This window comes from Kineosporia succinea, assembly GCF_030811555.1.
GTDB lineage: Bacteria > Actinomycetota > Actinomycetes > Actinomycetales > Kineosporiaceae > Kineosporia > Kineosporia succinea.
In genome coordinates this window covers 2,897,084-2,920,521 of sequence record NZ_JAUSQZ010000001.1, presented here as the reverse complement: position 1 = coordinate 2,920,521, position 23,438 = coordinate 2,897,084, and the positions used below count along the sequence as shown (strand labels likewise).

The following is a 23,438-nucleotide window of genomic DNA, read 5'->3' as shown; positions in this document are numbered from 1 at the left end:
GCCGCCGTCACCGCCCGCCACCGCCGGGCATACCGCCACCGCCGCCGAAGCCACCGCCACCGGCTCCGCCGAAGCCCGGAACGCCGCTGCTGGACGAGGAATCGGTGCTCGTCGTCGGGATCTGCACCTCGTCACCGGCACTCAGACCGCTCGTGATCTCGGTGGTGCTCGAGCCCTCGAGGCCGACCTCGACCTGGGTGGTGGTGGCCACACCGTTCTTGAGAAGGCTGACCGTGCTGCTGTTTCCGGAGGTGGTGATGGCAGAGGTCTGCAGCACGAGAACGTCTTCCGCCGACCCGGTGGTGATCACGGCACTCACCGAGGCCCCCAGCCGGGCGGTGGAGGGCGGGTCGGAGACCAGGATCGTGACCGAGTACTGCACCACGTTGCTGCTCGTGGTGCCCTCGGGCGAGATCTCGCTGACCGTGCCGCTCATCGTCTCGTCACTGGCCGACAGCGTGATCTCGGCGTCCTGGCCGGTTTTCACCGCGCCGATGTCGGCCTCGGCGATGCTGGCGGTGACCGTCATCTGGGCGGTGCTGGCCATGGTGATGAAGGCGCTGCTGCTGGAGGACGTGGTGGTCTCGCTGGTCTCGCCGGTCGCCGAAGCGTTGCCGGAGGAAGAGGAGGAGGAACCCCCCGACGAGACGCTGTCGCCCACCTCACCGCCGACCGTGAGGATCGTGCCGGCGAACGGCGCGCGCAGCTTGGTGTCGGCCAGGGCGTCCTGCGCGTCCTGCACGCTGACCTTCGCCGAGGCGATGTTCACCTCGGCCTCGGCCAGCTGCGCGTCGGTGGCGCCTTCCTGGTTCTTCTCGACCGAGACCTTCTGCTGGGCGAGCTGCGACCGGGCCGAGACCAGCTGCTGCTTCGCCTGCTTCAGCGTCTCCTTGTCCTTGGTGATCGTGGCGCTCGGCGCACTGCCGGCCTTGTCGTCGGCCAGCTGGTCGGTGGCGGCGTCCACCGCGTCCTGCGCGGAATCCACGCTGTCCTGGGCGCTTTCCAGGGCGAGCGAGTCGACCTCCTGCTCGGCCGAGGTCTGCCCCTGCGTGAGCTCGTCGTAGGAGGCCTGCGCGGAGGCGAGCGAGGCCTTGGCCGAGGCCAGGGTGCGCTGGGCCGAGGCGGTGTCGACGGTGGCCAGGAGCTGGTTCTTCTTGACCTTGTCGCCGACCTTGACCTTGACGGCCGTGACCGTGCCGGAGGCGCCGAAGGAGAGCGAGGAGCTGCGGGAACTCGCCAGGTTGCCGGAGCCGCTGACCGTGGCGGTGACGTTCCCGGTGGACACCGTCGCGGTGCGGGCGGTGGTGGCGGTACTGGCGTCGGAGGTACCGACGGTGAGGTACGCGATCACCACGATCGCGACCAGCACGACGAGCAGGCCGAGGTTCAGCCAGTGGTTGCGCAGAAGGGACGAACCCTTCCGGCGTGAGGTAGCGTCACTCACCGGGGCGCCACCCTGCATGCCAGATTCACGCCTGTTTCTCCTTATCCGGTGCACTTTTTCCGCGCACGCCGGTTCAGCGGACGCCACACCGTCGCGGAAACCCCTGCGTGAGGGCTGTGGCAAAGCTATGAATCGGCCATGACCCCCTGGCAAAGGGTCCTGACCTGGACAAACGTCACGTTCCGGGGCGCGCTCACAGGGTTTTCACAGACTGGACGAGGTTGCCGTTCAGGTTCGGCCATCAGCTTGGTTCCTGTGACGACCGCTCCCCTACGCCACCCCAACGGTGCGCCCGTTCGCGTGCTTGTGGTGGACGACGAACGAACGCTGACCGACCTGCTGACGATGGCCCTCCGTTACGAGGGCTGGCAGGTCCGTTCGGCCCCCGACGGCAACACCGCTGTCAAGGAGGCCCGCGACTGGCGTCCCGACGCCGTCGTTCTCGATGTCATGCTCCCCGACATCGACGGCCTCAACGTGCTTCGGCGCCTGCGAGAAGACGACCGTGACATCCCGGTGCTGTTCCTCACCGCCCGCGACGCGGTGGAAGACCGCATCGCCGGTATCACCGCCGGCGGTGACGACTACGTGACCAAGCCGTTCAGCCTGGAAGAGGTGGTCGCCCGGCTGCGGGGCCTGATCCGCCGCACCAGCCTGGCCGCCCAGCCGCCGGACGCGCAGCTCACCGTCGGCGACCTGATCCTCGACGAGGACAGCCACGAGGTGATGCGCGACGGCGCGGCGGTGAAGCTGACGGCCACCGAGTTCGAGCTGCTGCGCTACCTCATGCGTAATCCGCGGCGGGTGCTGAGCAAGGCCCAGATCCTCGACCGGGTGTGGAACTACGACTTCGGCGGCCAGGCCAACGTGGTCGAGCTGTACATCTCGTACCTGCGCAAGAAGATCGACGCCGGGCGAACGCCGATGATCCACACCGTGCGGGGTGCGGGCTACGTGCTCAAACCCGCCGCCGCCTGAGCCGATCCTGCCTGCATGAGCGCGATCCGCAGTCTCGGCCGGCGTCGGCGCGGCACCACCCTGCGCCGGCGCCTGGTCCTGCTGTCGATCGCCCTCACCGCGGTGATCAGCATCGTCATCGGGCTGGTGGCCGTGTTCTCGCTGCAGGTGTTCCTGGAGCAGAGGCTCGACAACCAGCTCACCTCGGCGGTGCGGCGGTCGCAGGAGTTCGCCGACCGGCCGCCGAACAGCAACACCGACCGGCCGAACCCCAACGGCCCGGGCCCGAACTTCCTGAACGCCCCGGGTCAGGGTGAGTCCACGCTCGGCGCCCGGGTCGAGTCCGACGGCACGATCGAGGGCGCCGTCATCAGCTCCAGCGGCGAGAACATCGAGCTGACGGCCGAGCAGAAGAGCGTGGTGGCCGCGGTGCCCGCCGACCGGGAGCCGCACACCGTCGACCTCGGTGGCGACCTGGGCAAGTACCGGGTGATCGCGCTCGTGACGAGACCCGACGGTGAGGACGCCACGCTGCTCACCGGCCTGCCGCTGAGCGGGGTGCAGGCCGCGGTGTGGCGTCTGACCGGAGCCGTCACGGTGGTCAGTGTGCTCGGTCTGCTCACCGTGGCGTTCGCGGGCGGGCTGATCGTGCGGCGCACCCTGCGGCCCCTGAACCGGGTCGCGAGCATCGCCTCCGGCGTCAAGGAACTGCCCCTGCACGAGGGCAAGACCGCTCTGCCGGTGCGCGTTCCCGAGTCGGACACCGACCCGGCCACCGAGGTCGGGCAGGTCGGCTCGGCCCTGAACGTGCTGCTCGGGCACGTCGACAGCGCGCTGCAGGCCCGTAACGCCAGTGAGGCCCGGATGCGCCGGTTCGTCGCCGACGCGAGCCACGAGCTGCGCACCCCGCTGGCCTCGATCCGCGGCTACGCCGAGCTCACCCGCCGCACCGGTGCCCAGGTCGCGCCCGAGGTGGCCCACGCGCTGAGCCGGGTGGAGTCCGAGGCGATCCGGATGAGCGGCCTGGTCGAGGAACTGCTGCTGCTGGCCCGTCTCGACGACGGGCGGCCCACCGCGAAAGACCCCGTCGACCTCACCGACCTGCTGGTCAACACGATCAGCGACGCGCACGCGGCCGGTCCGCAGCACCGCTGGCAGCTCAACCTGCCCCCGGCGCCGGTGGTGGTGATCGGAGACGAGCCGCAGCTGCACCAGGTGGTGGTGAACCTGCTGGCCAACGCCCGTGTGCACACCCCGCCGGGCACCACCGTGGAGGCCGCCCTGCGCGCGGTGACCGGCGAGAACGGCGCTCCGGAGGCCCTGCTCACGATCACCGACAACGGCCCGGGCATCGCGCCCGACCTGCTGCCCGAGGTGTTCAACCGGTTCGCCCGGGGCGACAACTCACGGTCCCGCACGGCCGGCAGTACCGGTCTGGGGCTGTCGATCGTGTCGGCCGTGATCGCCGCCCACAACGGGCGGGTCGACGTCACGAGTCAGCCGGGCCGCACCTGTTTCTCGGTGCGGTTGCCCGCCGAGCCGCCCGAAGAACTCTACGAGCCGATGGACGACGTGGAGGACGTCGAGGAGCCCGTCCCGTCCCTGGGCGGCCAGGTTCCGTTCGACGGTGGACGGGGTGCACCCGGCGGCGGACGGGTCCCGTCCGAGGGCGGCCGGGTTCCGTTCGGCGGTGGCCGGGTTCCCTCCGACGCCGACACCCAGCCGCGGGGGATCCCGCAGATCCGGTGACCGGGACGGCCAAGGCGACCGGATCGTCCACCGTGGGCGCCTCCCGACTCAGGTGGCCGCCAGCACCAGCAACGCCACGTCGTCGCGCTCGGGCGCGAACGACCGCACCGCCGCCAGCACCGAGTCGGCCACCGCGTCGGCCAGCTGGGTCGCCGGGTGTGCGGGGCCGGCCGGCTCGCTCTGGTCGGTCCACGGATTGCGCTCGTACTCCGGGTGTTCCAGCCGCCAGGCCGGTGAGGGCCAGTCCGGCCCGACGTCGTGCGGCACCGCCGCCAGCACCTCGGCCAGGCGCTTCTCCCCGAACTGCTCCTCGCCGACCCGCGCCTCGGTGACGCCGTCGGTGTAGGCGAGCAGCACGTCCCCCGCCGCCAGGTCGACGACCACCTCGTGCACGTCGACGGTAGGCAGCAGACCGAGTGCAGTGCCCGGGCGGCCGACCGCGTGCACCGAACCGTCGCGGTGCCTGCGCAGCAACGGCGGCGGGTGCCCACCCAGGCTGAGGGTCACCCGCACCGTGGGCTCGCCCAGACCCGGACCGCTGTCGCTCACGTGCCCGTAGACCACGGTGCAGAAGCGCTCCAGGTCGTCGGGCGTCTGCAGGGCCCGGTTGAGCTGACGCAGCACCTCGCTCGGAGTCCAGCCCTGGGCGCTCAGAGTGCGAACGGTGTAGCGGGCCATCGACGTGACGACGGCCGCGTGCACCCCCTTGCCGGACACGTCACCCAGCACGAACGCCGACTCGCCGTGGCCGGCGGGGTGCACGTCGTAGAAGTCGCCGCCAACCCCCTCGCCCCGGGCCGAGGGCACCGACCGGGCGGCGAACCGCACCGACGGCAACTGCGGCAGCGACGCCGGGCGCAGGCTCTGGCGCAGGGTCTCGGACAGCCGCGTCTGCTCGTTCAGCAGCTCGCGCAGCTGCCGTTCGGTGCGGTTGCGCTCGGTCACGTCGCGCAGAACCACGAGCCGCGCGATCTGCCGGCCGACCGGGTCGGTCACCCAGGTCATCGAGACGGCTACGTCGCGTGGCGGCCCGAGGACGAGCTGCTCCCCCGTTCGCTCCCGGTGCCGGTCCTGTGCGGTGGGTACCGGGAGCTGAGAAGGGTTTTCGTGACCGTCACGCAGGTCGATGACCCGGGTCGGCAGCGAGGCCACCCGCAGCGCGCCCTCCGGTTTCTCCACCTCGGGCCGGGTGAACAGCCCACCCCAGAAGCCCGGCAGCACCTCGACCGCGTTCTCGGCGTCGGGCACCGGATGGATCAGCACCTCGTCCTCGACCGTGTCCACGGCCGAGCCGACCTCCTGCTTCTCCAGCACCGAGGCCAGGCCGGGCACCACGTCGATGACGTAGCGGCCGATCATCGCCCGGCGCGGGAAGCTGATGATCGAGGCGGCGGCCGCGTTCACGTCGACCACCCGGCCGTAGACGTCGAGCACGAGCACCCCGTCGGCCATCTGCTCGATCACGATGCCGCGGGCGACGGGTGTCAGGTCGAGCAGCCGCAACCGGAAGAAGCCCCAGACCAGCACCACCGCGGTGATGCCGAACAGGAACGGGGTGGGATCGATCATGCCGGTGCTCGACAGCACGGCGTTCCACAGCGCGTTGCCGAAGCAGGGCAGCAGGGACGCGGCGATCAGCAGGGCGCCCTGGCGGCGGTAGGGCGGCGCGATCTTGGCCAGGCGGGCCATCAGCACCAGGTCGGCGCCGAGCATCAGCACGTAGACGTACACGGCGTGCGGCCAGAACAGCGGCCCGGCGCTGGGCACCTGGGCGTTCAGCAGCGGGCTGGTGGTGTCGTAGTCCTGGATCAGGGGACGCGTGGCCGGCACCAGGAGCAGGGTCATCACCAGCACCGGGTGGATCGACAGGAGCAGGGTGGATCTTCGGGTCATCCGGCCGCGGCCGGTGTAGGCGAAGACGAAGCTCCACAGGGCGGGCGGCAGCGCGACGATGCCGATGTACTTCAGCGCCGACCACCACTGCGCCACCTCGATCGAGGTGCTGCTCAGCTCGAGGGCGTAACAGATCGACCAGACCTTGACCGCGAGCAGCATGACCACCAGCGGGCGGCTGCCGATGCCCTGCCGGTTGGCCCAGACGAACCCGGCCAGCGACAGGTAGCCGACACCGCCGGCAACCAGCGCGCAGACCAACCAGGCCGACCACGACACCGTGCTCGACACCTCCCCGCCGCCACGTCACCCGTCAGCACAGCCGCACCCGGCGGCGGCCCCACGCATCCCGCACGCGCGGCACTGGGCCCGGACACTCCTAATTGCCCAGGTGAACAGGGTATGCGGAGTGCACCCGAGGCGCAGGGTGATGAGGTTATCCGCGGATGATCCGGGAAGCCTCCCCGGGCCTGCCGAAGTGGTAGCCCTGCGCGAAGTCGCAGCCGATCTCGCGCAGCCGCCGGGCCTGCCGCCCGGACTCCACGCCCTCCGCGATCACCCGCATCCCGTGCGCGTGGGCGAGGTCGACGATCGCGGTGACCACCGCGTCCGCCCGGGAGTCCTCGCCCACCGGGGCCACGAACTGGCGGTCGATCTTCATGAAGTCGAAGCTGTAGCTCTGCAGGCTCGCCAGACCCGAGTTGCCCGAGCCGAAATCGTCGATCCCCACGCCGATCCCGGCCTGGATCAGCTGACGCAGCGCACTGTCGACGGCCGGGTCGGCGTTCGCGAAGGCCCGCTCGGTCAGCTCGACCTTCAGCTTCTCCGGCCCGAAGTCGCCACGGCGCACCGCGTCGATCAGGTGCAGCGCCAGACCCGGGTGCTCGGTCGAACGGGCCGACAGGTTGATGGCCAGCCACGGCGGCGTCACCGTGCCCCGGCCCGACTGGTCACCGATCCGGGCGTCGGCCGCGCGCAGGTCGTCCGCGTTCTCCGCCCACGACCGCAGCTGCGCGATCACCTCGTTGATCACCCAGGTGTCGATGTCCACGACCAGGCCGGTCTTCTCGGCGATGTCGAGGAACTGACCCGGCGCCAGCAGGTGCTCACCGCCCTCCGGGTCCTGCAGGCGCACCAGCGCCTCGGCCCCGATGATCCGGTTGGTGCTGAGGTCGATGATCGGCTGGTACTCCAGCGTCAGACCGTCACCGGCGAGCGCCATCCGCAGCCGCTGCTCGGTGCGGCGCCGTTCGCGCACCTCCTCGCGCAGGGCCTCGTCGAACACCGCGTACCCGTCGCGCCCGGCCTGTTTCACCGTGTGCAGGGCGGCGTCCGCCTCGCGCAGCAGGTCGTTCGCGGTCGAGCCGGGACGGCCGAGATTGCTCGAGATCCCCAGACTGCCCGGGCAGATCAGCACCTCGCCGGAGCCGGGCAGCACGTAGGGCGCGCGCAGGGCCTCGAGCAGGCTCTGCCCGAGCCCGACCGTCTGTGCCTGCGTCCAGCCCGAGGGGGCGAGCACGACGAACTCGTCGCCGCTCATCCGGGCGATCAGCGAGCCGTCGGGCACCACCGCGACCAGGCGGCGGGCGACCTCGATCAGCAGCCGGTCGCCGGTCTCGTGGCCCAGGCTGTCGTTGACCACCTTGAACCGGTCGAGGTCGAGAAGCAGCACGCTGACCGCGTTCTCGGGAGTTCCCGGGGTCGGGCCGGAGGCGCGAAGCAGCAGTTGCAGGCGCCGTTCGTAGGCGCTGCGGTTGCCCAGGCCGGTCACCGGGTCGGTGGCGGCTATGCGCTCCAGCTCGATGCGGTCGCGGACCTGCTTGGTCACGTCGATGGTGGCGCCGTAGACCGCGGTGATCGTGCCGTCGGGCGAGCGTCCGGGCGTCGCCCACGACTGCACGTGCCGGATCTCGCCGCCCGTGCCGATCAGGCGGAACGTCTCGACGCACTCGTCCTCGGCGTTCGAGGGGTCGAGATCCACGTCGACGCGCCGGGCCCGGGCCAGGTCGTCGGGGTGCACGAAGGCCTGCCAGCGGGCCAGGTCGGGCTCGAACGTCTCACCGGAAACACCCACGAGCCGGTACATCTCGTCCGACCAGATGAGTTCCCGGGTCTCCGGCCGCCATTCCCAGGTGGCCAGGCCCGCGAGCTCCTGGGCCGCGCGCAGTCCGGCCAGGCCGGAACGCAGCGAGTCGGCGTCCCGCTCGAACGCGGTGATGTCGACGACACCGCCCCAGGCGCCCAGCAGCTGGCCGGCGTCGTCACGGCGGACCTCGCTCCAGGCGTAGGCGTGCTTGGCCTGGCCGTCGCGGGTGCGCAGACGCAGGGCCCCGGCCACGCCGCGGCCGGACTGGATGGCCTGCACGGCGACGTCGAACCGCCCGCGGTCGGCGCCGGCCAGGACCGAGCGGATCGTGGCGAGGTCGAGCGGGGTGTCGGTGGGCAGGCCGAGCAGACGGGTCACCGGTGACGACCAGGTGACCGTGTTGCTCAGGGCGTCCCACTGCCACAGGCCCATGCTGTCGGCCGAGGGCATCGACGTCGGCAGCCCGCCGGTCGGCAGGCTCCCGGTCTGCCCGGTCTGGGGGCGCTCGCGTCGGGCGCGGGGGCCCGGCATGCGGTGCTGGTCAATGGTGGACGCGGTGGTCACCCCACCCTGCGTCCGTCCCGGCAGATCGCTGCCGGACGGGGGTGTGAGCAGCCCGAGACCGGAGTCGGGGCGGGCCGTCCCGGTGCTCGGGCTGCTGCTCGCGGCGGTGTGCCCGAGGGCCCGGGAACCGTTGGCCCGCTGGGTGACGCGCGGGGTCTCACGCATCTCGGCCAGGCGGGCGTGCATGGTGGTGGGGGCGCCGGAGGCGGGGACGACTTCCTGGTTGTCCGCCTCTTCTTCGATGTCCATCGCGATCGGCCCGGACCAGGTTTCGGAACGTGTCTCGGCGCGCGTCCCGGAGTCGAGGTCGAGCACGGCCTCTTCGGCCTGGCCCTCGGCGGGCGGGGCCGGAACGGAGGAGCTCGCCGGGGTGGTCACGTCGACCGTGCGGGTGGCGGCCGGTTCGGGCTGTCGAGTCTCGAATTCGGTCGGCTGCTCCTCGGCTTCGGGCTGCTCCTCCTCGACCTGAGCCTCGACCTGTGTCTCGGCCTGAGCCCCGACCTGAGCCTCGACCTGTGTCTCGAGCTGAACCCCGTCCCGAGCCTCGGCCTGCGTCTCGGCCTGTGTCTGGAACTGTCCTTCGACCGCGGCCTGGGCGGCTTCCTCGGCGAGGCGGGCGGCGCGGGCGCGCTCCCGCCGGGCCCGGCGCTCACCCATCGGCCCCATCGGCCCTGAAGCCGCGGCCAGATGGGTTTCCGTAGCAACCGTTTCGACCGGTGCCGTCAGCTCGGCCGGCTCCCGTCGTTCCGGCCCGGAAGTCTCGTCAGCGTCCTGATCCACCCCGGCACTGTTCTCGTCTTCGGGAAAGCCTTCACCCACAAACGGACCGGCAACCGTCTCCTCGTCCGCCCACGTCGATCGTCTGCCAGACGCGCGGTTTCCCGTCGGCGTCGCACCACCTTCAGCGGCCATCCCCGAGTACGCCCCCGTCGCGTGCTGTTGCCCCGTCGGCCGGATCGTCGCGATCGGCTCGTTGTCTTCCTCGTCCGGGCTCAGCGCCTCGTCGAGGGACACCCCGGCGCTCCAGTCGAAACCCTCGTGGGCGGACGTGTTCTGGTCGAGATACACCGGCGCCGGCGCCGCCTGCGCCTCCGGGGAGACCGGAGCGGTGCCGGAGGCCTCCGAGACCTCGGAAGCCGGGCCGAAGAAGCGGTCGAAGGCCGTGGAACGGGTCGCGTCGTCCATCTGTCCGGCGATGCGGCCGGTGACCGGCCCACTGCCGAACTCCGCCTGGTACTCCCGCTGCGGCGGCGTGAACAGGCCGAACGGGTCCGGCGTGGTGTCCGTCCCGTCGGACGGACGGTTCAGCGGCGAGGACGGGCCCGCCGGAATCATCGGATCCGCAGCCGCCAGCGCCCCGAAAACAGCGGACGCGGCCGGGTTCTCCGGGTCGTACGGCACCGCCGGCACGTGCGGGGTGAACCACCGGTCGAAGCGGGCACCGATGACATCGGGCACCATCGGACGGGCTCCCGCCGATCCTGCTTCCCGACGCCGCGGCATCCCCGGGACGCGTCCCGCGACCGTGATCGTCGTCGCCCGGTCGGACTCGGGAGCGGCGACGGTCTGCACCGACGCCACCGTCTGGTGCGACTCGTCCTCCGGGGACCTCTCGGCCCAAGGCTCCGTGGACTCCGCCGCGGTGAACCAGTCGATGCCCGTCACCGACTCGGTGCCCGCCGACTCGGTGCCCGCCGACTCGGTGCCCGCCGACTCGGTGCCCGCCGACTCGGTGTCCGTCACGGGCTCCGCGTCGGCAACCAGGTCGGCCCCCGGCGTTTCGGTGACGGACACCGGCGCCGAGGCCGCCTCGGGTGCCGGGTGCGAAATCCCGTGCCCCGCAGCCGATCGTGCCGCGCCCGAGGATTCCTCCTCGATCGTGGCGATGCGCTCACCCGCCACCTCGGCCAGGTCGGCGGTGGCCTCGATGTCTTCGTCGGTGAACCAGCCCGGACGATCGGCGGTGAAGGCCAGCACGGCCAGCACCTCCCGGGTGACGCTCGCGTGCCGGCCGGCCGCGGCCGGAGCCGCGCGCAGCAACGGAACCGCCAGCACCGCGGCCACCGAGCCACAGCACTCCGTGGTCAGTTCCGGGCCGGGCCCGGCGTACTCGCCCTCCGGGTCCAGGTCCGGCGAGGCCACGTGCTGGATCAGCGCCGTACCCCAGGCCGCGCCGCACGCGGTGTTCTCGAGCAGTACCTCGGCGCCCAGCTCGACCGAGTCGTCACCGTAGGCGGCGGTCCAGACCAGGCGGTCGTCGACGACGCTGGCGATCCGGGTCGGGGCGTCCATCAGCAGGCCGGCATCGCGCACCAGCTCGGCCAGCACCTCGGACGGAGTCGGTCCGGCGTCGGCGATGCGGTGCAGCGCGGCGTCCAGCGTGACGGCGTCTTCCACCACGGGAAGCTCATCCACCACGGGCAGCTCGACGACGACACGACCGGACGATGACGCCTCGGAAACCAGCCCCCGACCGGTCTCGCCGTCCGCGAACTCGCCTCCGGACGCCTCATCGCCGGGGACGCCGTCCGCGGCCCGCACGGCCAGATCCCCCATGGCCAGATCCCCCGTCGTCACGTCATCGGTCACGTCGTCCGCAGTCACGTCGCCCGGAACCCCGCCGTCCGGAACCGTTCCGCCTCGAAGGTCGTGGGGAAAGCCGGAGCTCTCGGCGAAGTCGTCAGCCGTGGAGAACCCGTCGAAGAAGTCCTCGTCCTCGGCGTCGTCGGTGGAGGCCGGGCCCGCCCAGCGCACAGCCTCGGCCATCGACAGGTCACCGGTGGCGAGGGGCCTCGTCAGAGGCTTCTCGGACGCCCCCTGCCGCGCTGTCGAGCCGCCCTCGTCGTCGGGCTCGAGGTCGCCAGGCACCTCGTCACCCGAACCGGCACCACGAGCCTCGTCCGCACCCATCTCGGGCTCCGGACCGACCTCAGCAACCACCACGGCCTCCGTGCCCGAACCGGACTCGGGAGCCACGCCGAGAGCGTGCGCCATCTCGTCATGCGTGGGGGACTCCCCCGCCACGGCGGTCTCGGCGTCCAGGTACGACTCCGCGTAGCCCACCGCCAGATCAGGCGTCGCGATCGGTTCCGCTGCGGCCGATGTCGGCGACGGGGAAGGCTCCCCGGCCAGACCGTCCAGCAGACCACCGGCAAAACCGTTGAGGTCCTGACCCGCAGGGGCAGACACAGACCGACCGGCCGCCTCGTTCGTCACCCGCCCCGCAGTCCCACCCGGCGCCTCGGAAACAGCGGGCACCATCGCGCCCGAGTCCGGAATGTTGTCAGCACCCGCGACGAAGTCCGCACTCCGCCCCGCGGATTCGCCCGAGAGGTCGGTGGACGCCGTGGTGAGCTCTCCCTGACCGGTGCGCCCCCACTGCTGGCGATACTTGCGGCCCATCTCCAGCCGCGGCGCCGGCCGGGACGAACCCTGCGCCGACGGTCGTCCACTCACCATCTCCGCCCAGGTCAGGTCACCCGGACCCGGCTCACCGGCCCCCGGGGCGACAGGCGCACCCGAGCCGGCCGAATCGGTGGAACGGCCCGGAAGATCCGCCGCTCCGGACGAGGCCGACGGGATCGCATACCCGTCACCGGCGCGTCGCTCGGCACTGTCACGTCGTTCCGCGGGATCGGCGAAGCCACCGGCCCGCGCAGCCAGACCCGGATCGCCGGCCAGCTCGGCCCGCGGATCCACCGGACGGGCCGGTCCCGGCTCGTCGTCCGGCTCGGCGTCCCGGGGAAGGAGAGAACGCAGGACGGGTCCAGGATCGGCGTCGGGCGTGCGCTGCTTGGTGCCGCGCCGCCTCCCGGTGCCCTTGGCACCGCCGCCGTGCAGGAGCGTCATGCCCCCTCCCTTCCCGCATCCCTCGATCCGACCTCAATACGGATCGTGTTCTTCCGAGTGTGGAGAGTAGTCGGTTTCGCCTTGTCAGCGCACCCAGGTGGAGCATTGCGGGAGCGTTCCGTAGCTGCCCCACAGGTCGCTTCAGGCCCATCTCCCCCACTGCCAAAGCCGCCGGGAAGCCGTTCGAGCACAACGATTTCCACTCGTCGACAAATCCGGCGAGACCGCAGATACCGCGTCGGCAAAACGCACGGATCCCCGCATCCCGGGCGCCCGGCCGATGCGGCCAGGCACGGGGACACGGGGTCGTGCGGTTTACGGAACGTTGCCGGTGAGGGCGGAGAGACCAGGGTCGACCGAACGTCCCGGGGAGGTCATCGGCCGGTCGGCGCCCGCACAACCGCCGGTTCAGGCCTTGTCGTCGGCCGGACCGCCGATCTCGAACTGGATTCTAAGGATGCGTCAGATCTTTCTCGGCCGGGCGTAGACACGCCGCGACCAGATGTGGCCGAGGCCGGTGAGCCCCACGCACCAGCCGATCGCCAGCCCGACCGCACCCGTCTCCAGGGGAGTGCCCAGCAGCAGACCGCGCAGCACGTCCATGACCGGCGTGAACGGCTGGTATTCGGCGAACCAGGCCAGACCGGACGGCATCGAGTCGGTGGGGACGAACCCGCTGCCCAGGAACGGCAGCACGACCAGCGGCAGGGAGAAGTTGCTGGCCGTCTCGACGGAGCGGGCGATCAGGCCACACGCCACCGACAACCAGGCGATCGCCAGCGACATCCCGGCGAGCAGGGCCGCCGCGCCGAGCCAGCCGCGCAGGTCGACCTCCGGCCGGAAACCCACGAGCACCCCCACCGCGACCACGATGACGAGCGAGATCAGGCTCTGCAGAACGGCGGCCAGCGCGTGCCCGGTGAGAACCGACCCGGGCGAGATCGACATCGTGCGGAACCGGGCGATGATGCCGGTCGTCATGTCCTGGCAGACGCTGGTGGAGGTGCCCGCCGCGATCGAGCTGATGGTCATGAGCAGGATCGCCGGCATCACGTAGTTCACGTAGTCGCCCCGATCGCCCCCGCCACCGGCCCCGCCGTTCAGCCCGGCCCCGAGCGTGCCCCCGAAGACGAACACGAACAGCAGCAGGAAGATGATCGGGATCGCCAGCACCACGACCGTCAGCTCCGGATAGCGCCTCAGCCGCCGGGTCTGCCGGGAGAACATCGCCATCGAGTCGGAGAAGGGCTGCGGTCCGTCGGTTTCGGCGATCGGGAAGGTCGTGCTCATCGAACTGCCTCCTTGGCGGTGAGGGCGAGGAACACGTCGTCCAGATCGGGGTTGTGCAGCACGATGTCGTCGACCGGGATCTGCTCCGCGTCGAGACGGTTGAGCAGCAACCGCAGATTGGGGACGTCGGCCCGCCCCACCACGTCGAGGCTCAGGTCTTCGGGGTGGGCACCCTCGGTTCCGAGCACCTGCCCGGCCCGGTGCAGCGACGCCGCGTCGGCGAACCGCAGGGTGATGTGCCCGCCCGGGATCAGGCGTTTCAGCTCGGACTCGGTGCCCTGCGCCACGATGCGCCCGCCGTCGAGCAGCGCGATGCGGTCGGCCAGCTGATCGGCCTCCTCGAGGTACTGGGTGGTGAGCAGGACGGTGACGCCGTCGGCGACCAGGGCGCGCACCACATCCCACATCTCGCGGCGGCTGCGGGGGTCGAGGCCGGTGGTGGGCTCGTCGAGGAACACCACCTGTGGCCGGCCCATCAGGCCCATCGCCAGGTCGAGCCGGCGCCGCATGCCCCCGGAGTAGGTGCTGGGGAGCCGGTGACCGACGTCGGTGAGCCCGAATCGGCCGAGCAGGGACTGCGCCCGCTCCCGGTTCTCGTGCTTGCCGAGATGGTGCAGCCGCCCCATGAGCATGAGGTTCTCGAGGCCGGTGAGCAGGTCGTCGATCGCGGCGAACTGCCCGGTGACGCCGATCGAGGTGCGCACCCGGCCCGGCGCGGTGGCCAGGTCGTGCCCGGCGATGCGCACCGACCCGGCGTCGGGCGCCAGCAGCGTGGCGAGAATGTTGACGGTGGTGGTCTTTCCGGCACCGTTGGGCCCCAGCAGGGCGAACACGGTGCCGCGGGGCACGGCCAGGTCGATGCCGTCGAGCACGGTGTGGTCGCCGAAGCTCTTGCGCAGACCCCGGACGTCGATGGCGAGCTCGGGTGGAACGGGCGGAACGGGCGGCGTTGCCATGGAGCGCTCCTTCGTTCTTCGAGACGGAGGTTCAGGCCCGGCGCAGCACGATGTCGCCGTAGCCGGTGGTGGCGTGGATCTCGACGGTCAGCTCGGAATCACCCGGGCCGTCAGCGTCTTCGAGGCCGCTGCGCACAGCGCCGTGCCGGGCGTTCAGGTCGAGCCAGGCGGCGGTGCCGGGGGCGATGCCGATCTCGAGGTTGCCGTACGACGTGGTGGCGCTGACCGACCCGGTGCAGACCGAGCCCAGGCGGATGTCCCCGGCGGAGGTCTTGGCCTCGACCCCGGCCAGGGCCCGCTGCACCCGCAGGTCACCGGCCGAGGTCGTCATGCGCACCTCGCCGAGGCTCTCCTCGACCCGCACGTCACCGGCGGAGGTCTTGGCGCTGACCTCGCCCCGCGCCCGGCCGACCCAGACCGATCCGGCCGAGGTGCGAAGATCGGCCGGCCCGGCGACGGTTTCGGCGTGCACGTCGCCCATCGCGGTCTTGACCCGCGCCCGGCCGACGGACTCCAGGTGGACGTCGCCCATACCGGTGTCGATCTCGACGTCACCGAGCTCGCCGGACGAGCGCACGTCGCCCCAGCCCCGCATCTCCAGCGTGGAGTGCGCCGGCAGGCTGATCGTGATGTCGACCCGCTCGGACGAGCCGAAAAGCGTCTTGAGCCGTGCCTTCGCACTGCGCGGCGCCCGGACGGTGAGCCTTCCCCCGGCCAGCTCGACGGTGGTGCGCCGGGCGTGCTCCACGTCGACGGCTCGGTCGGTGTTGTGCGGCCTGACCTCGACCGTGGTCTGACGGCCACCCGCCACGGCGTTCACGGTGAGCGAGGCGCCACCCACGTCGACGAGGACCGAAATGGGCTCGGGCGTGCTGAATTCGGGCATGACAGCTCCTAGGAAGGGCGGTGCACACAGAAATTGAGGACGCGGGCCGCGGTTCGCCGGTCAGCGAACCGCGGGCGCGGGGTTCAGCGGACCCACCCGCTGCGCCGCTGCCCCATGCCCGTGCCGCTCCAGGTCGGCGGCAGGGGCGGGGAAGCGGACTCGGGCTGACGAGCGCCGGCGGCCGGACGAGCTCCCGGAGTGGGGTTCTCGACCAGCGCGCCGACCGAGCGCACCAGCCAGGCGTTCACCGAGAGCCCGGCCGCGGAGGCCGCCTCTTCGACGCGGGACTTGAGCCGCTCGGGCAGGCGCAGGCTGAGACGTGCGGTGGCGCCGTCATCTTCGGGATCGTCGGCGGCGACCGGGGGCTGCACGACAGCAGCCGGGGCTGCCGGTTCGGACACCGGGGCGGATACGGCGAACTGCACCTCACGGCCGAGCAGACGCACCTCGACCGAGCCGGGCGCCAGCCCCTCGCTGATCTCGCCGGCGGCCTCGACCAGCGCGTCGAGCAGCACCAGCCGGATCGAGGAGTCGAGCGCGTTCGCCATGTGCTCGGCCACGACCAGAGATTCGTCGCCCCCCACCTGACCGGCGGCGTAGAGATCCCGGTGCAGGCGGGCGGTATACGCGGTGACGTCCATGGGCATCATGATGACGCCACTATGACGTCAAAGTCCAGCGCTTTGACGTCACCTCGCGAAGAAGGGCTGTGAACAGGCAAAACGAGAAGTGGGGCGACCCGTGCGCCCGGAAGGCGGCCACGGATCACCCCACGAGTGCCCGCACGAGGGTGCGGGCAGTGGCGTCAGATGACGTCAGGCAGGCTGATAGGTGAGGCAGTTGGCGCTGGCACTGCCCTGGCCGGCGCCGATGCGCACACCGGAGGCCGAGCACTCGAGGTTGCTGTTGAACGAGCAGTCGGTGCGCTGGCAGGCACCCACCTGCGCCACGACCTTGTCGAGCCCACCCTTGCGCGCCAGCGGGATGAACGTGCCGCAGTCGGCGCTGCCATTGGTGCCCGACACCGTGATGGCGAAGGCGTGACAGCCGTCGTGGTTGTAGCCGCAGCCGTCGACCGAGCACTCGCTCACAGCAGGCATGGTGGTCATGGCGAACCTCTTCCGTCGAACACTGGCAGGTGAAGTGCTTGACCGAAGAGCACCAGAAATATCTCGGCACCGCAATTCAGGAATTGACAGGCAACGCTAACCTCACTCGAGTTAGGCAATGCTTGGCTAAGCGCCATACAAAGCACATGCCCGCAGGTCAGAGGCTCTGAATTAATTAGCGAAGATGAGGCTGGCGAAATAAATAACGGGCATTGCCGACAGGAGACGCACCCAAAAAAATGTGCACCGGCGTGTCATTACCGCAAGCTCCGGTGAACAAAGAGAGGTAAGGCTTCCCTGCTTTTCCCGGGTCCCGCATGACCCGTCAGGTCATCGCCACCCGCACCCACGCGTCCTAGCGTCGTCGGCATGACCGCATACGCCATCGCCCACTTCACCCACGTCGACATGAACGAGGAGGTCTCGGAGTACGTGCACCGCATCGACGCCACGCTGGAGCCCTACGGCGGGGAGTTCCTGGTGCACGGCGCCCGGGTGCACGAGCTGGAAGAGACCTGGCCCGGCGACGTGGTGGTGATCTCGTTCCCCGACCTCGGCACCGCCCGCGACTGGTACGACTCTCCCGGCTACCGGGCAATCCTGCCGCTGCGCACCCGCAACAGCGCCGGCTCGGTGATCATCGTCGACGGCGTCACCCGGCCGCACGCCGCCACCGACATCCTCGCCGGGCTCCCGGGGCACGCCGAACTCCCGAGACCGGCGGTCTGAGGCAACCCGCCGAAAGACGTTGGCTATCCTGACGGTGTGAGTGCGCGGGCTGCCGAGCGACAGCTCGTCCAGGGCAAACTCCGCGTCGTGCGCGCGGGGGTGTTCTCGGCCTGCGCCGTTTCGCTCTCCGCCGTCGCCCACGTGTTCGCCGGTGGCACTCCCCCCACGCCGGTGCTCCTGATCGCCCTGGCCCTGCTGCTCGCCCCGATGGCCGCCGTCGCCGCCGGGCGCCTGCGCTCCGGCACCACCGTCGGCATCACCATGGTGGCCGTGCAGGCCGGCCTGCACGAGCTCTTCGGCCTGTTCGGCCCCGCCGCGGGTTGCGTCCAGATGTCCTCGCACCTGGGCCATCCGGGTGCTCCCACCGGGGCCCTGGTCTGCCACGACGAGTCGATGGCGGCCATGAGCAGCGACTCACCCCTCATGACGCTCACCCACCTGAGCGCCGCCGCCCTGCTCGGCCTGCTGCTGAGCCACGGCGAGTGGGCCCTCTGGCGGATGCTCTCGTGGATCCTGCCCACGCTTCCCGCTCTGTCGCGACCGGTTCCGATCGTCGCCCGCCGGCGCCGCGCCACCTCCCGAAGCGTGCCGCCGGTCAGGCCCGAACCTCTCACCGGTGCCGTCGGGCGCCGCGGACCGCCTCGCTCCGCAGCGACTTTCGCCTGATCACTCACTGATCCGTCACCCCGTTCCCGGGGCCCGCCCACCTCTGGGCTCAGAGCCGACCACGGGCGCAACTCGACTCGCGCCCGAGACGCCGTCCGACGCGTCCCTCATCGGCGACCGCGAAAGACGGCTCATCCACACAGACTTTCGAGAGGTCTCCCATCGCCATGCGCAAGAACAAGCTCCTGCTCGCCGCCACCGTGCTCGCCGCCACCACCGCTCTCACCGCCTGCTCGAGCGGCTCGGGCACCCCCTCCGCGAGCGACGACGTGAAGGTGGTCGGTGGCGAGGTCACCGGCACCGGGGCCGACGCGCTCACCGTCACCGACCCGTGGGTGAAGACGGCCGACGCGAAGGCCGGCATGACCGCGGTCTTCGGCGTGCTCGAGAACACCGGCACGACCGACATCACCGTGCAGTCGGCCAAGACCTCCGCCTCCGGCATGACCCAGCTGCACGAGATGGTCATGAAGGACAACGAGATGATCATGCAGGAGAAGGAGGGCGGGTTCGTGATCAAGGCCGGCGCGAAGCACGAACTCGCTCCCGGCGGCGACCACCTCATGGTCATGGACATGGCGAAGGCCATCGAGGCGGGCGACGAGGTCACCGTGCGCCTGACCCTCGACGACGGCTCCACCGAGGACTTCACCGCCCTGGCCAAGACCACCTCCGCCGGCGAGGAGAAGTACGAGGACAGCGACATGACCACGGAAGGCACGGAGTGACCCAGCCTTCCCTGAGCCGGCGTCGCCTCCTGCTCGGAGGCGGCGCCACGCTGGCGGGCGGTGGTCTGGCCGGGGCGGCAGGTCTGTCCCTGACCCCGGAAGCCACAGTTCCGCAGGAGGAAGCCAAAGGCGCCCAGAACGTCCCCTTTCACGGACCCCACCAGGCCGGGATCGCGACCGAGGCCCAGTCCCACGCGCGATTCCTGGCCCTGGACCTGAAGAAGGGGGCGGACGTCGAGCACGTGCGGCGCCTGCTGCGGCTTCTCACCGACGACGCCGCGAAACTCACCGCCGGGCAAATGCCCCTGGCTTCGAACGACCCGGAGATCGTGTCGCTGCCGTCGCGTCTGACGGTGACGTTCGGTTTCGGCCCGGGCCTGTTCGACGCGATCGGCCGGAGCGCGGACTGCCCCGAGGTGATCCGCGATCTGCCGGTTTTCGCCACCGACCGGCTCGAGCAACGCTGGTCGGGCGGTGACGTGCTGCTGCAGGTGTGCAGCGACGACCCGGTTCCGCTGTCGTACGCCGTGCGCCGCCTGGTGCGCGACGCCCGGGACCTGGCCACGGTGCGCTGGATGCAGACCGGTTTCAACCCCGCCCGGGGCAGCGAACCGGCCGCCACCACTCCCCGGAACCTGATGGGGCAGCGTGACGGCACGGCCAATCCCGCGTCCGGGACCACGGAGTTCGACGACACGGTGTGGGCCGAGGGGCCGGACTGGCTGAAGGGCGGCAGCATGCTGGTGTTCCGGCGGATCCGGATGGACGTCGACACCTGGGACGACCTCGGCCGCCCGGCCAAGGAGATGGCCACCGCCCGAAGGCTTTCCGACGGAAGCCCGGTGACCGGCGGTTCGGAGCAGGACGATCCGGACACCGCGGCGGTCGACGGTCAGGGCCTGCCGGTGGTCGCGGCCGAGGCGCACGTGGTGCGGGCGACAGCGCTGACACCGGCCGAACGCATGCTGCGGCGCGGTTTCAGCTACGACGACGGGCCGGACGCCTCCGGCAAGCCCGACTGCGGGCTGCTTTTCGCGGCCTTCCAGTCCGACGCCGCGAAGTCGTTCGTGCCCGTGCAGCAGCGGCTGGCCGAGTCCGACGCCATGAACATCTGGATCACGCACGTGGGTTCCGCCGCGTTCGTGATCCCGCCCGGGTGTGCCGAGGGCGCGTTCATCGGCGAGGCCCTGGTGGGTTCGGCCTAGTGGGCCGATGAGGGACGTTGCGGTGCGTGGGTCGGTAGAGCCCACCACCGCGGCGTCCCCGGCTGCGCCACCGGGCCTGTGATCCAGCTCACCCGAACAAATCCGCCCACAACCGTCATCTCACTCGATGTCGCCACGACAGAGGCCGACGACATCGCCTGAAAAGAGACTGATCATGACGACCACCCGCCGTTACGCCCCCTTCGTGGCCGCCGCAGGCGTGGCGCTGCTGGCCGGAGCCGTGGCCGCCGGCGTCGTCCTGGACAACGGTGACGACAAGCCCGTGGTCACGTCGGCGCCCACGACCCTCACGTCGCCCGGGCCCTCGAAGGCCACCGGGACGACCGAGAACGTTTCCGGCACCAGCGATCCCGAGACCACCACATCGGTCGTCGGGGTCGACGCCGCCCCCGTGTCCCAGACGTCCTCCGGGCCGCTGAAGTACCAGCCGCTGACCGAGCCGTTCCTCGTCCCGGTCGAGAACTGCGACCCCAAGGGCACCTACCAGGAGGTCGCGAACTGCTACCTCGCGGAGGCCGTCGCGGTCGACGAGAAGATCAACCGGCTGCAGGAGATCGAGTTCCTCGGCGCGGGCGACGATTCCGCCCGCGAGGAACTGCTGACCAGGAACGAGACCTGGCTGGACGACCGTCAGAAGCAGACCGACCAGGTCACCGACCAGGACGAGGCCGTCGCCGTGACCTCGGCGGCCAGGCTCTTCCTGAAGCTGAGCAACGAGCGACTGGCCGCCGTGCAGCCCGGCCAGGGCCCACGAAACAGGACCTAGTCGTGGATCGGCTCGCCGCTGATCTGGTGGTCGGCGTGGAACAGGGCCTCGGCGAGCAGGCGCTTCACGTGCCCACCACGCAGCCGGTAGACCACCCGGCGCCCGTCGCGGCGGGTGTCGACGAGCCCGGCCAGGCGCAGTTTCGAGAGGTGCTGGCTGGCCACGGTCGGCCGGCATCCGGCGGCCTCGGCCAGGCTGCTCACGTCGGCCTCGTCGTCGCGCAGCGTCCAGAGCATGCGCACCCGGGTGGGGTCGGCCAGCAGGGCGAACGACTGCACCGCCGACGCCACCTGCTCCGGGGTCGGGAGGTCGGCGTGCGGGGGACCCTGATCTGACACGCACCTGAGCATAGGTCGCGTCTTCACACCTTCACGATTGCGAAGGTAACGTAGGTGTCGTGACAAACTCAGGGCCCGGCCACCATCACGCCGGCCACGGCCACCAGGGGCACGGCCACGGGCACGGCTACCAGGGGCACGGCCACCACGGCCACGGCCATCAGGGGCACGGCCACGGGCACCCGGCCACCACGTCCCTCATCGGTAAGACCGGCCACGCTCTCGGCGACCTGTTCGGCACCCACTCGCACGACGTGGCCGACCAGGTCGACGACGCTCTCGAGGCCGATGCCGAGGGCCGGCGCGCCCTGCTGATCAGCCTGGCCGGACTGGGCGTCACCGCCGCGGTGCAGGCCGTGATCGTGAGCCTCTCCGGATCGGTCGCCCTGCTCGGCGACACCCTGCACAACGTGGCCGACGCGCTCACCGCCGTACCCCTGCTCATCGCCTTCGCCCTGGCCGGCCGCCCCGCCACGAAACGCCTGACCTACGGCTACGGCCGGGCCGAAGACCTGGCCGGCCTGTTCGTCGTGGCGATGATCGCGCTCTCCGCGGGCCTGGCGGTGTGGGTGGCCGTCGACCGCCTGCTGCACCCGCGCCAGGTGACGCACGTCGGCATCGTGGCGGCGGCCGGGTTCGTCGGGTTCGTCGGCAACGAGCTGGTCGCGCGCTACCGCATCCGGGTCGGTCGCCGGATCGGCAGCGCCGCCCTGGTCGCCGACGGTTTGCACGCCCGCACCGACGGTTTCACCAGCCTCGCGGTGCTGATCGGCGCGGCCGGGGTGGCCGTCGGCTGGAGCTGGGCCGACCCGGTGATCGGCCTGGTCATCGCCGTGGCGATCCTGGGCGTGCTGCGCTCGGCACTGATGCAGGTCGGGGCCAGGCTGATGGACGCGGTGGATCCCGCTCTCGTCGAGGCCGCCACCGAGGCGATCGGCCGGGTCGAGGGCATCGAGCAGGTGCGCGACCTGCGGCTGCGCTGGATCGGCCACACCCTGCGGGCCGAGGCCGACGTCACCGTCGCGCCGACCCTCACGGTGGCCCGGGCCCACGAACTCGCCCACCACGCAGAAGACCATCTGGTCACGTACGTCCCGCGACTCACGGCGGCCACGATTCACGTGAGTCCGGCCGGCAGCCATGCATAGTCGCCTCAACGGTTAACCAATTCCCCAAAGTCACCTTAAGTTTCAGCAAGTCGGCACCCGGAGCGCCTGCCGGAGGCATCCTGTGCACGACTTGGGCAATGATGGGCCGGCCAGACGTCGTCTTCCGACTTGGGACTACGCATGCGACTTCGCCCGTTACTCATCGCCCTCGGTGCGGCCTCCGCGCTGTCGATCAGCCTCGTCGCGCCTGCCTCCGCGCAGGCCGCCGACACGCCCGACACGCCGAAACCGCTCTCCAAGATCGTCAAATCGGCAGACAGAGCCGTCGCCGACGGCGACTGCACCATCACCGGCTTCTCGCCGAGCTCGGTGACGGTCGGAGTGAAACCCGAGGCCGTGCAGTTCGCGGTGAGCACCGACTGCGACGACTCCGCGCACTCGGTCAAGTGGGCCGTCACCGGAGAGCTCTACCAGAACAGCCACGTCGGCTGGTTCGGCGCCTGCACCTACACCTACGCCGGCCCCGCGGTGCTCAAGTGCCCCGACGGCAGGGCCACGCTCGACCTGGTCGGCGGCAAGCAGTTCCAGGGCAACACGATGGCCGGCGAGCAGGCGGCCTACGTCTACGCCTTCGACGACGCCGACCGCAACAACCGTGACGACGACACGTCGTACGACTGCGACGACAACAACCAGTGCACCAAGACCTCCAGCGGTCGCGACAACATCACCGGCACCCTCGAACTGCTGCGCGCCACCGACTTCGGCTCCAGCTTCGCGGCTTCGGCGCCGAGCGTGACCAAGGGCGCCGACCTCACCCTGAGCGGCCGGCTCAGCCGGGCCAACTGGGACACGGGCACGTTCGATGCCTGGGGCACCACCGCCAAGCTGCAGTTCAAGGCGCCCGACGAGTCGGCCTTCCGCACGGTGCGCACGGTTCCGGCGTCCGGCGACTCGATCTCGACCACGATCGACGCCCGCCGCTCGGGCACGTTCCGCCTGTCGTTCCCGGGCGACGGCGAGTCCGCGGCGAGCGTCTCCAACGCCGTGAAGGTGACGGTCACCAAGCGCTGAACCATGAGGGACGACGGGG

Annotated in this window: 18 protein-coding genes; 9 read left to right on the top strand and 9 right to left on the bottom strand. The window is 71.0% G+C overall.

The features are described 5' to 3' along the window. Positions 1-7: 7 nt before the first annotated feature. Positions 8-1,444, bottom strand: a complete 1,437-nt coding sequence (locus J2S57_RS12815) for an RND family efflux transporter (protein WP_307242011.1) — start codon at positions 1,442-1,444, stop codon at positions 8-10. 309 nt (positions 1,445-1,753) lie between these two features. Between J2S57_RS12815 and J2S57_RS12810 the strand changes: the two genes are divergently transcribed. Beyond that, positions 1,754-2,422 carry a response regulator transcription factor gene (locus J2S57_RS12810; protein WP_307242009.1) on the top strand — a complete coding sequence of 223 codons (669 nt, stop codon included), beginning with the start codon at positions 1,754-1,756 and terminating at the stop codon, positions 2,420-2,422. A 15-nt stretch (positions 2,423-2,437) separates the two neighbouring features. Further along, a complete protein-coding gene (locus J2S57_RS12805; RefSeq protein ID WP_307242006.1) occupies positions 2,438-4,150 on the top strand; it encodes a sensor histidine kinase in 1,713 nt (570 codons plus the stop codon). A 48-nt stretch (positions 4,151-4,198) separates the two neighbouring features. On the opposite strand, the gene J2S57_RS12800 is transcribed toward J2S57_RS12805, so the two are convergent. The 7 genes from J2S57_RS12800 to J2S57_RS12770 form a co-directional block, all read right to left on the bottom strand. Next, the gene (locus J2S57_RS12800) at positions 4,199-6,334 is read right to left on the bottom strand and encodes a histidine kinase N-terminal 7TM domain-containing protein (protein WP_307242004.1); all 2,136 of its coding nucleotides are present in this window, start codon (positions 6,332-6,334) and stop codon (positions 4,199-4,201) included. Positions 6,335-6,479: 145 nt separating this feature from the next. Beyond that, positions 6,480-12,542, bottom strand: a complete 6,063-nt coding sequence (locus tag J2S57_RS12795) for an EAL domain-containing protein (RefSeq protein WP_307242002.1) — start codon at positions 12,540-12,542, stop codon at positions 6,480-6,482. Positions 12,543-13,004: 462 nt separating this feature from the next. After that, entirely contained in the window at positions 13,005-13,832 is an 828-nt protein-coding gene (locus tag J2S57_RS12790; protein ID WP_307242000.1) for an ABC transporter permease, read from the bottom strand. Beyond that, a complete protein-coding gene (locus tag J2S57_RS12785) occupies positions 13,829-14,788 on the bottom strand; it encodes an ABC transporter ATP-binding protein (protein ID WP_307241999.1) in 960 nt (319 codons plus the stop codon). The genes J2S57_RS12790 and J2S57_RS12785 overlap by 4 nt, the downstream gene beginning before the upstream one ends. Before the next feature lie 31 nt (positions 14,789-14,819). Then, a complete protein-coding gene (locus J2S57_RS12780) occupies positions 14,820-15,674 on the bottom strand; it encodes a DUF4097 family beta strand repeat-containing protein (protein ID WP_307241997.1) in 855 nt (284 codons plus the stop codon). 83 nt (positions 15,675-15,757) lie between these two features. Beyond that, positions 15,758-16,315 (bottom strand): hypothetical protein, encoded by a 558-nt coding sequence (locus J2S57_RS12775; RefSeq protein WP_307241995.1) that lies wholly within the window; start codon positions 16,313-16,315, stop codon positions 15,758-15,760. Positions 16,316-16,489: 174 nt separating this feature from the next. Beyond that, positions 16,490-16,783, bottom strand: a complete 294-nt coding sequence (locus J2S57_RS12770) for a DUF1540 domain-containing protein (protein ID WP_307241992.1) — start codon at positions 16,781-16,783, stop codon at positions 16,490-16,492. 369 nt (positions 16,784-17,152) lie between these two features. Here J2S57_RS12770 and J2S57_RS12765 point away from each other — a divergent pair, with 369 nt between their 5' ends. The 5 genes from J2S57_RS12765 (at position 17,153) to J2S57_RS12745 (ending at position 20,898) form a co-directional block, all read left to right on the top strand. Next, positions 17,153-17,512, top strand: coding sequence for a DUF1330 domain-containing protein (locus J2S57_RS12765; protein WP_307241990.1), 360 nt, complete (start codon positions 17,153-17,155; stop codon positions 17,510-17,512). A 36-nt stretch (positions 17,513-17,548) separates the two neighbouring features. Then, complete coding sequence (locus J2S57_RS12760; RefSeq protein WP_307241988.1) at positions 17,549-18,178, top strand: hypothetical protein; 630 nt, start codon at positions 17,549-17,551, stop codon at positions 18,176-18,178. A gap of 167 nt (positions 18,179-18,345) precedes the next feature. Further along, entirely contained in the window at positions 18,346-18,906 is a 561-nt protein-coding gene (locus J2S57_RS12755) for a copper chaperone PCu(A)C (protein WP_307241986.1), read from the top strand. Beyond that, positions 18,903-20,111, top strand: a complete 1,209-nt coding sequence (locus J2S57_RS12750; RefSeq protein WP_307241984.1) for a Dyp-type peroxidase — start codon at positions 18,903-18,905, stop codon at positions 20,109-20,111. Before J2S57_RS12755 ends, J2S57_RS12750 begins: the two co-directional genes overlap by 4 nt. Before the next feature lie 175 nt (positions 20,112-20,286). Then, complete coding sequence (locus tag J2S57_RS12745; protein ID WP_307241982.1) at positions 20,287-20,898, top strand: hypothetical protein; 612 nt, start codon at positions 20,287-20,289, stop codon at positions 20,896-20,898. Here J2S57_RS12745 and J2S57_RS12740 read toward each other — a convergent pair. Next, positions 20,895-21,248 carry an ArsR/SmtB family transcription factor gene (locus J2S57_RS12740; protein WP_370882633.1) on the bottom strand — a complete coding sequence of 118 codons (354 nt, stop codon included), beginning with the start codon at positions 21,246-21,248 and terminating at the stop codon, positions 20,895-20,897. The genes J2S57_RS12745 and J2S57_RS12740 overlap by 4 nt on opposite strands. 47 nt (positions 21,249-21,295) lie before the next feature. Here J2S57_RS12740 and J2S57_RS12735 point away from each other — a divergent pair, with 47 nt between their 5' ends. Both J2S57_RS12735 and J2S57_RS12730 read left to right on the top strand, forming a co-directional pair. After that, complete coding sequence (locus J2S57_RS12735; protein ID WP_307241978.1) at positions 21,296-22,384, top strand: cation diffusion facilitator family transporter; 1,089 nt, start codon at positions 21,296-21,298, stop codon at positions 22,382-22,384. Positions 22,385-22,525: 141 nt separating this feature from the next. Continuing rightward, on the top strand, positions 22,526-23,419 hold the full coding sequence (locus J2S57_RS12730; RefSeq protein ID WP_307241975.1) for a hypothetical protein: 894 nt from the start codon (positions 22,526-22,528) through the stop codon (positions 23,417-23,419). Positions 23,420-23,438: the final 19 nt, after the last annotated feature.

What these genes read in the sequence shown, in the direction of transcription:
- J2S57_RS12805 (WP_307242006.1), top strand. Translation starts at nt 2,438, where the DNA reads ATGAGCGCGATCCGCAGTCTCGGCCGGCGTCGGCGCGGCACCACCCTG.
- J2S57_RS12795 (WP_307242002.1), bottom strand. Translation starts at nt 12,542, where the DNA reads ATGACGCTCCTGCACGGCGGCGGTGCCAAGGGCACCGGGAGGCGGCGC.
- J2S57_RS12790 (WP_307242000.1), bottom strand. Translation starts at nt 13,832, where the DNA reads ATGAGCACGACCTTCCCGATCGCCGAAACCGACGGACCGCAGCCCTTC.
- J2S57_RS12785 (WP_307241999.1), bottom strand. Translation starts at nt 14,788, where the DNA reads ATGGCAACGCCGCCCGTTCCGCCCGTTCCACCCGAGCTCGCCATCGAC.
- J2S57_RS12780 (WP_307241997.1), bottom strand. Translation starts at nt 15,674, where the DNA reads ATGCCCGAATTCAGCACGCCCGAGCCCATTTCGGTCCTCGTCGACGTG.
- J2S57_RS12775 (WP_307241995.1), bottom strand. Translation starts at nt 16,315, where the DNA reads ATGGACGTCACCGCGTATACCGCCCGCCTGCACCGGGATCTCTACGCC.
- J2S57_RS12770 (WP_307241992.1), bottom strand. Translation starts at nt 16,783, where the DNA reads ATGACCACCATGCCTGCTGTGAGCGAGTGCTCGGTCGACGGCTGCGGC.
- J2S57_RS12765 (WP_307241990.1), top strand. Translation starts at nt 17,153, where the DNA reads ATGACCGCATACGCCATCGCCCACTTCACCCACGTCGACATGAACGAG.
- J2S57_RS12755 (WP_307241986.1), top strand. Translation starts at nt 18,346, where the DNA reads ATGCGCAAGAACAAGCTCCTGCTCGCCGCCACCGTGCTCGCCGCCACC.
- J2S57_RS12745 (WP_307241982.1), top strand. Translation starts at nt 20,287, where the DNA reads ATGACGACCACCCGCCGTTACGCCCCCTTCGTGGCCGCCGCAGGCGTG.
- J2S57_RS12740 (WP_370882633.1), bottom strand. Translation starts at nt 21,248, where the DNA reads ATGCTCAGGTGCGTGTCAGATCAGGGTCCCCCGCACGCCGACCTCCCG.
- J2S57_RS12730 (WP_307241975.1), top strand. Translation starts at nt 22,526, where the DNA reads ATGCGACTTCGCCCGTTACTCATCGCCCTCGGTGCGGCCTCCGCGCTG.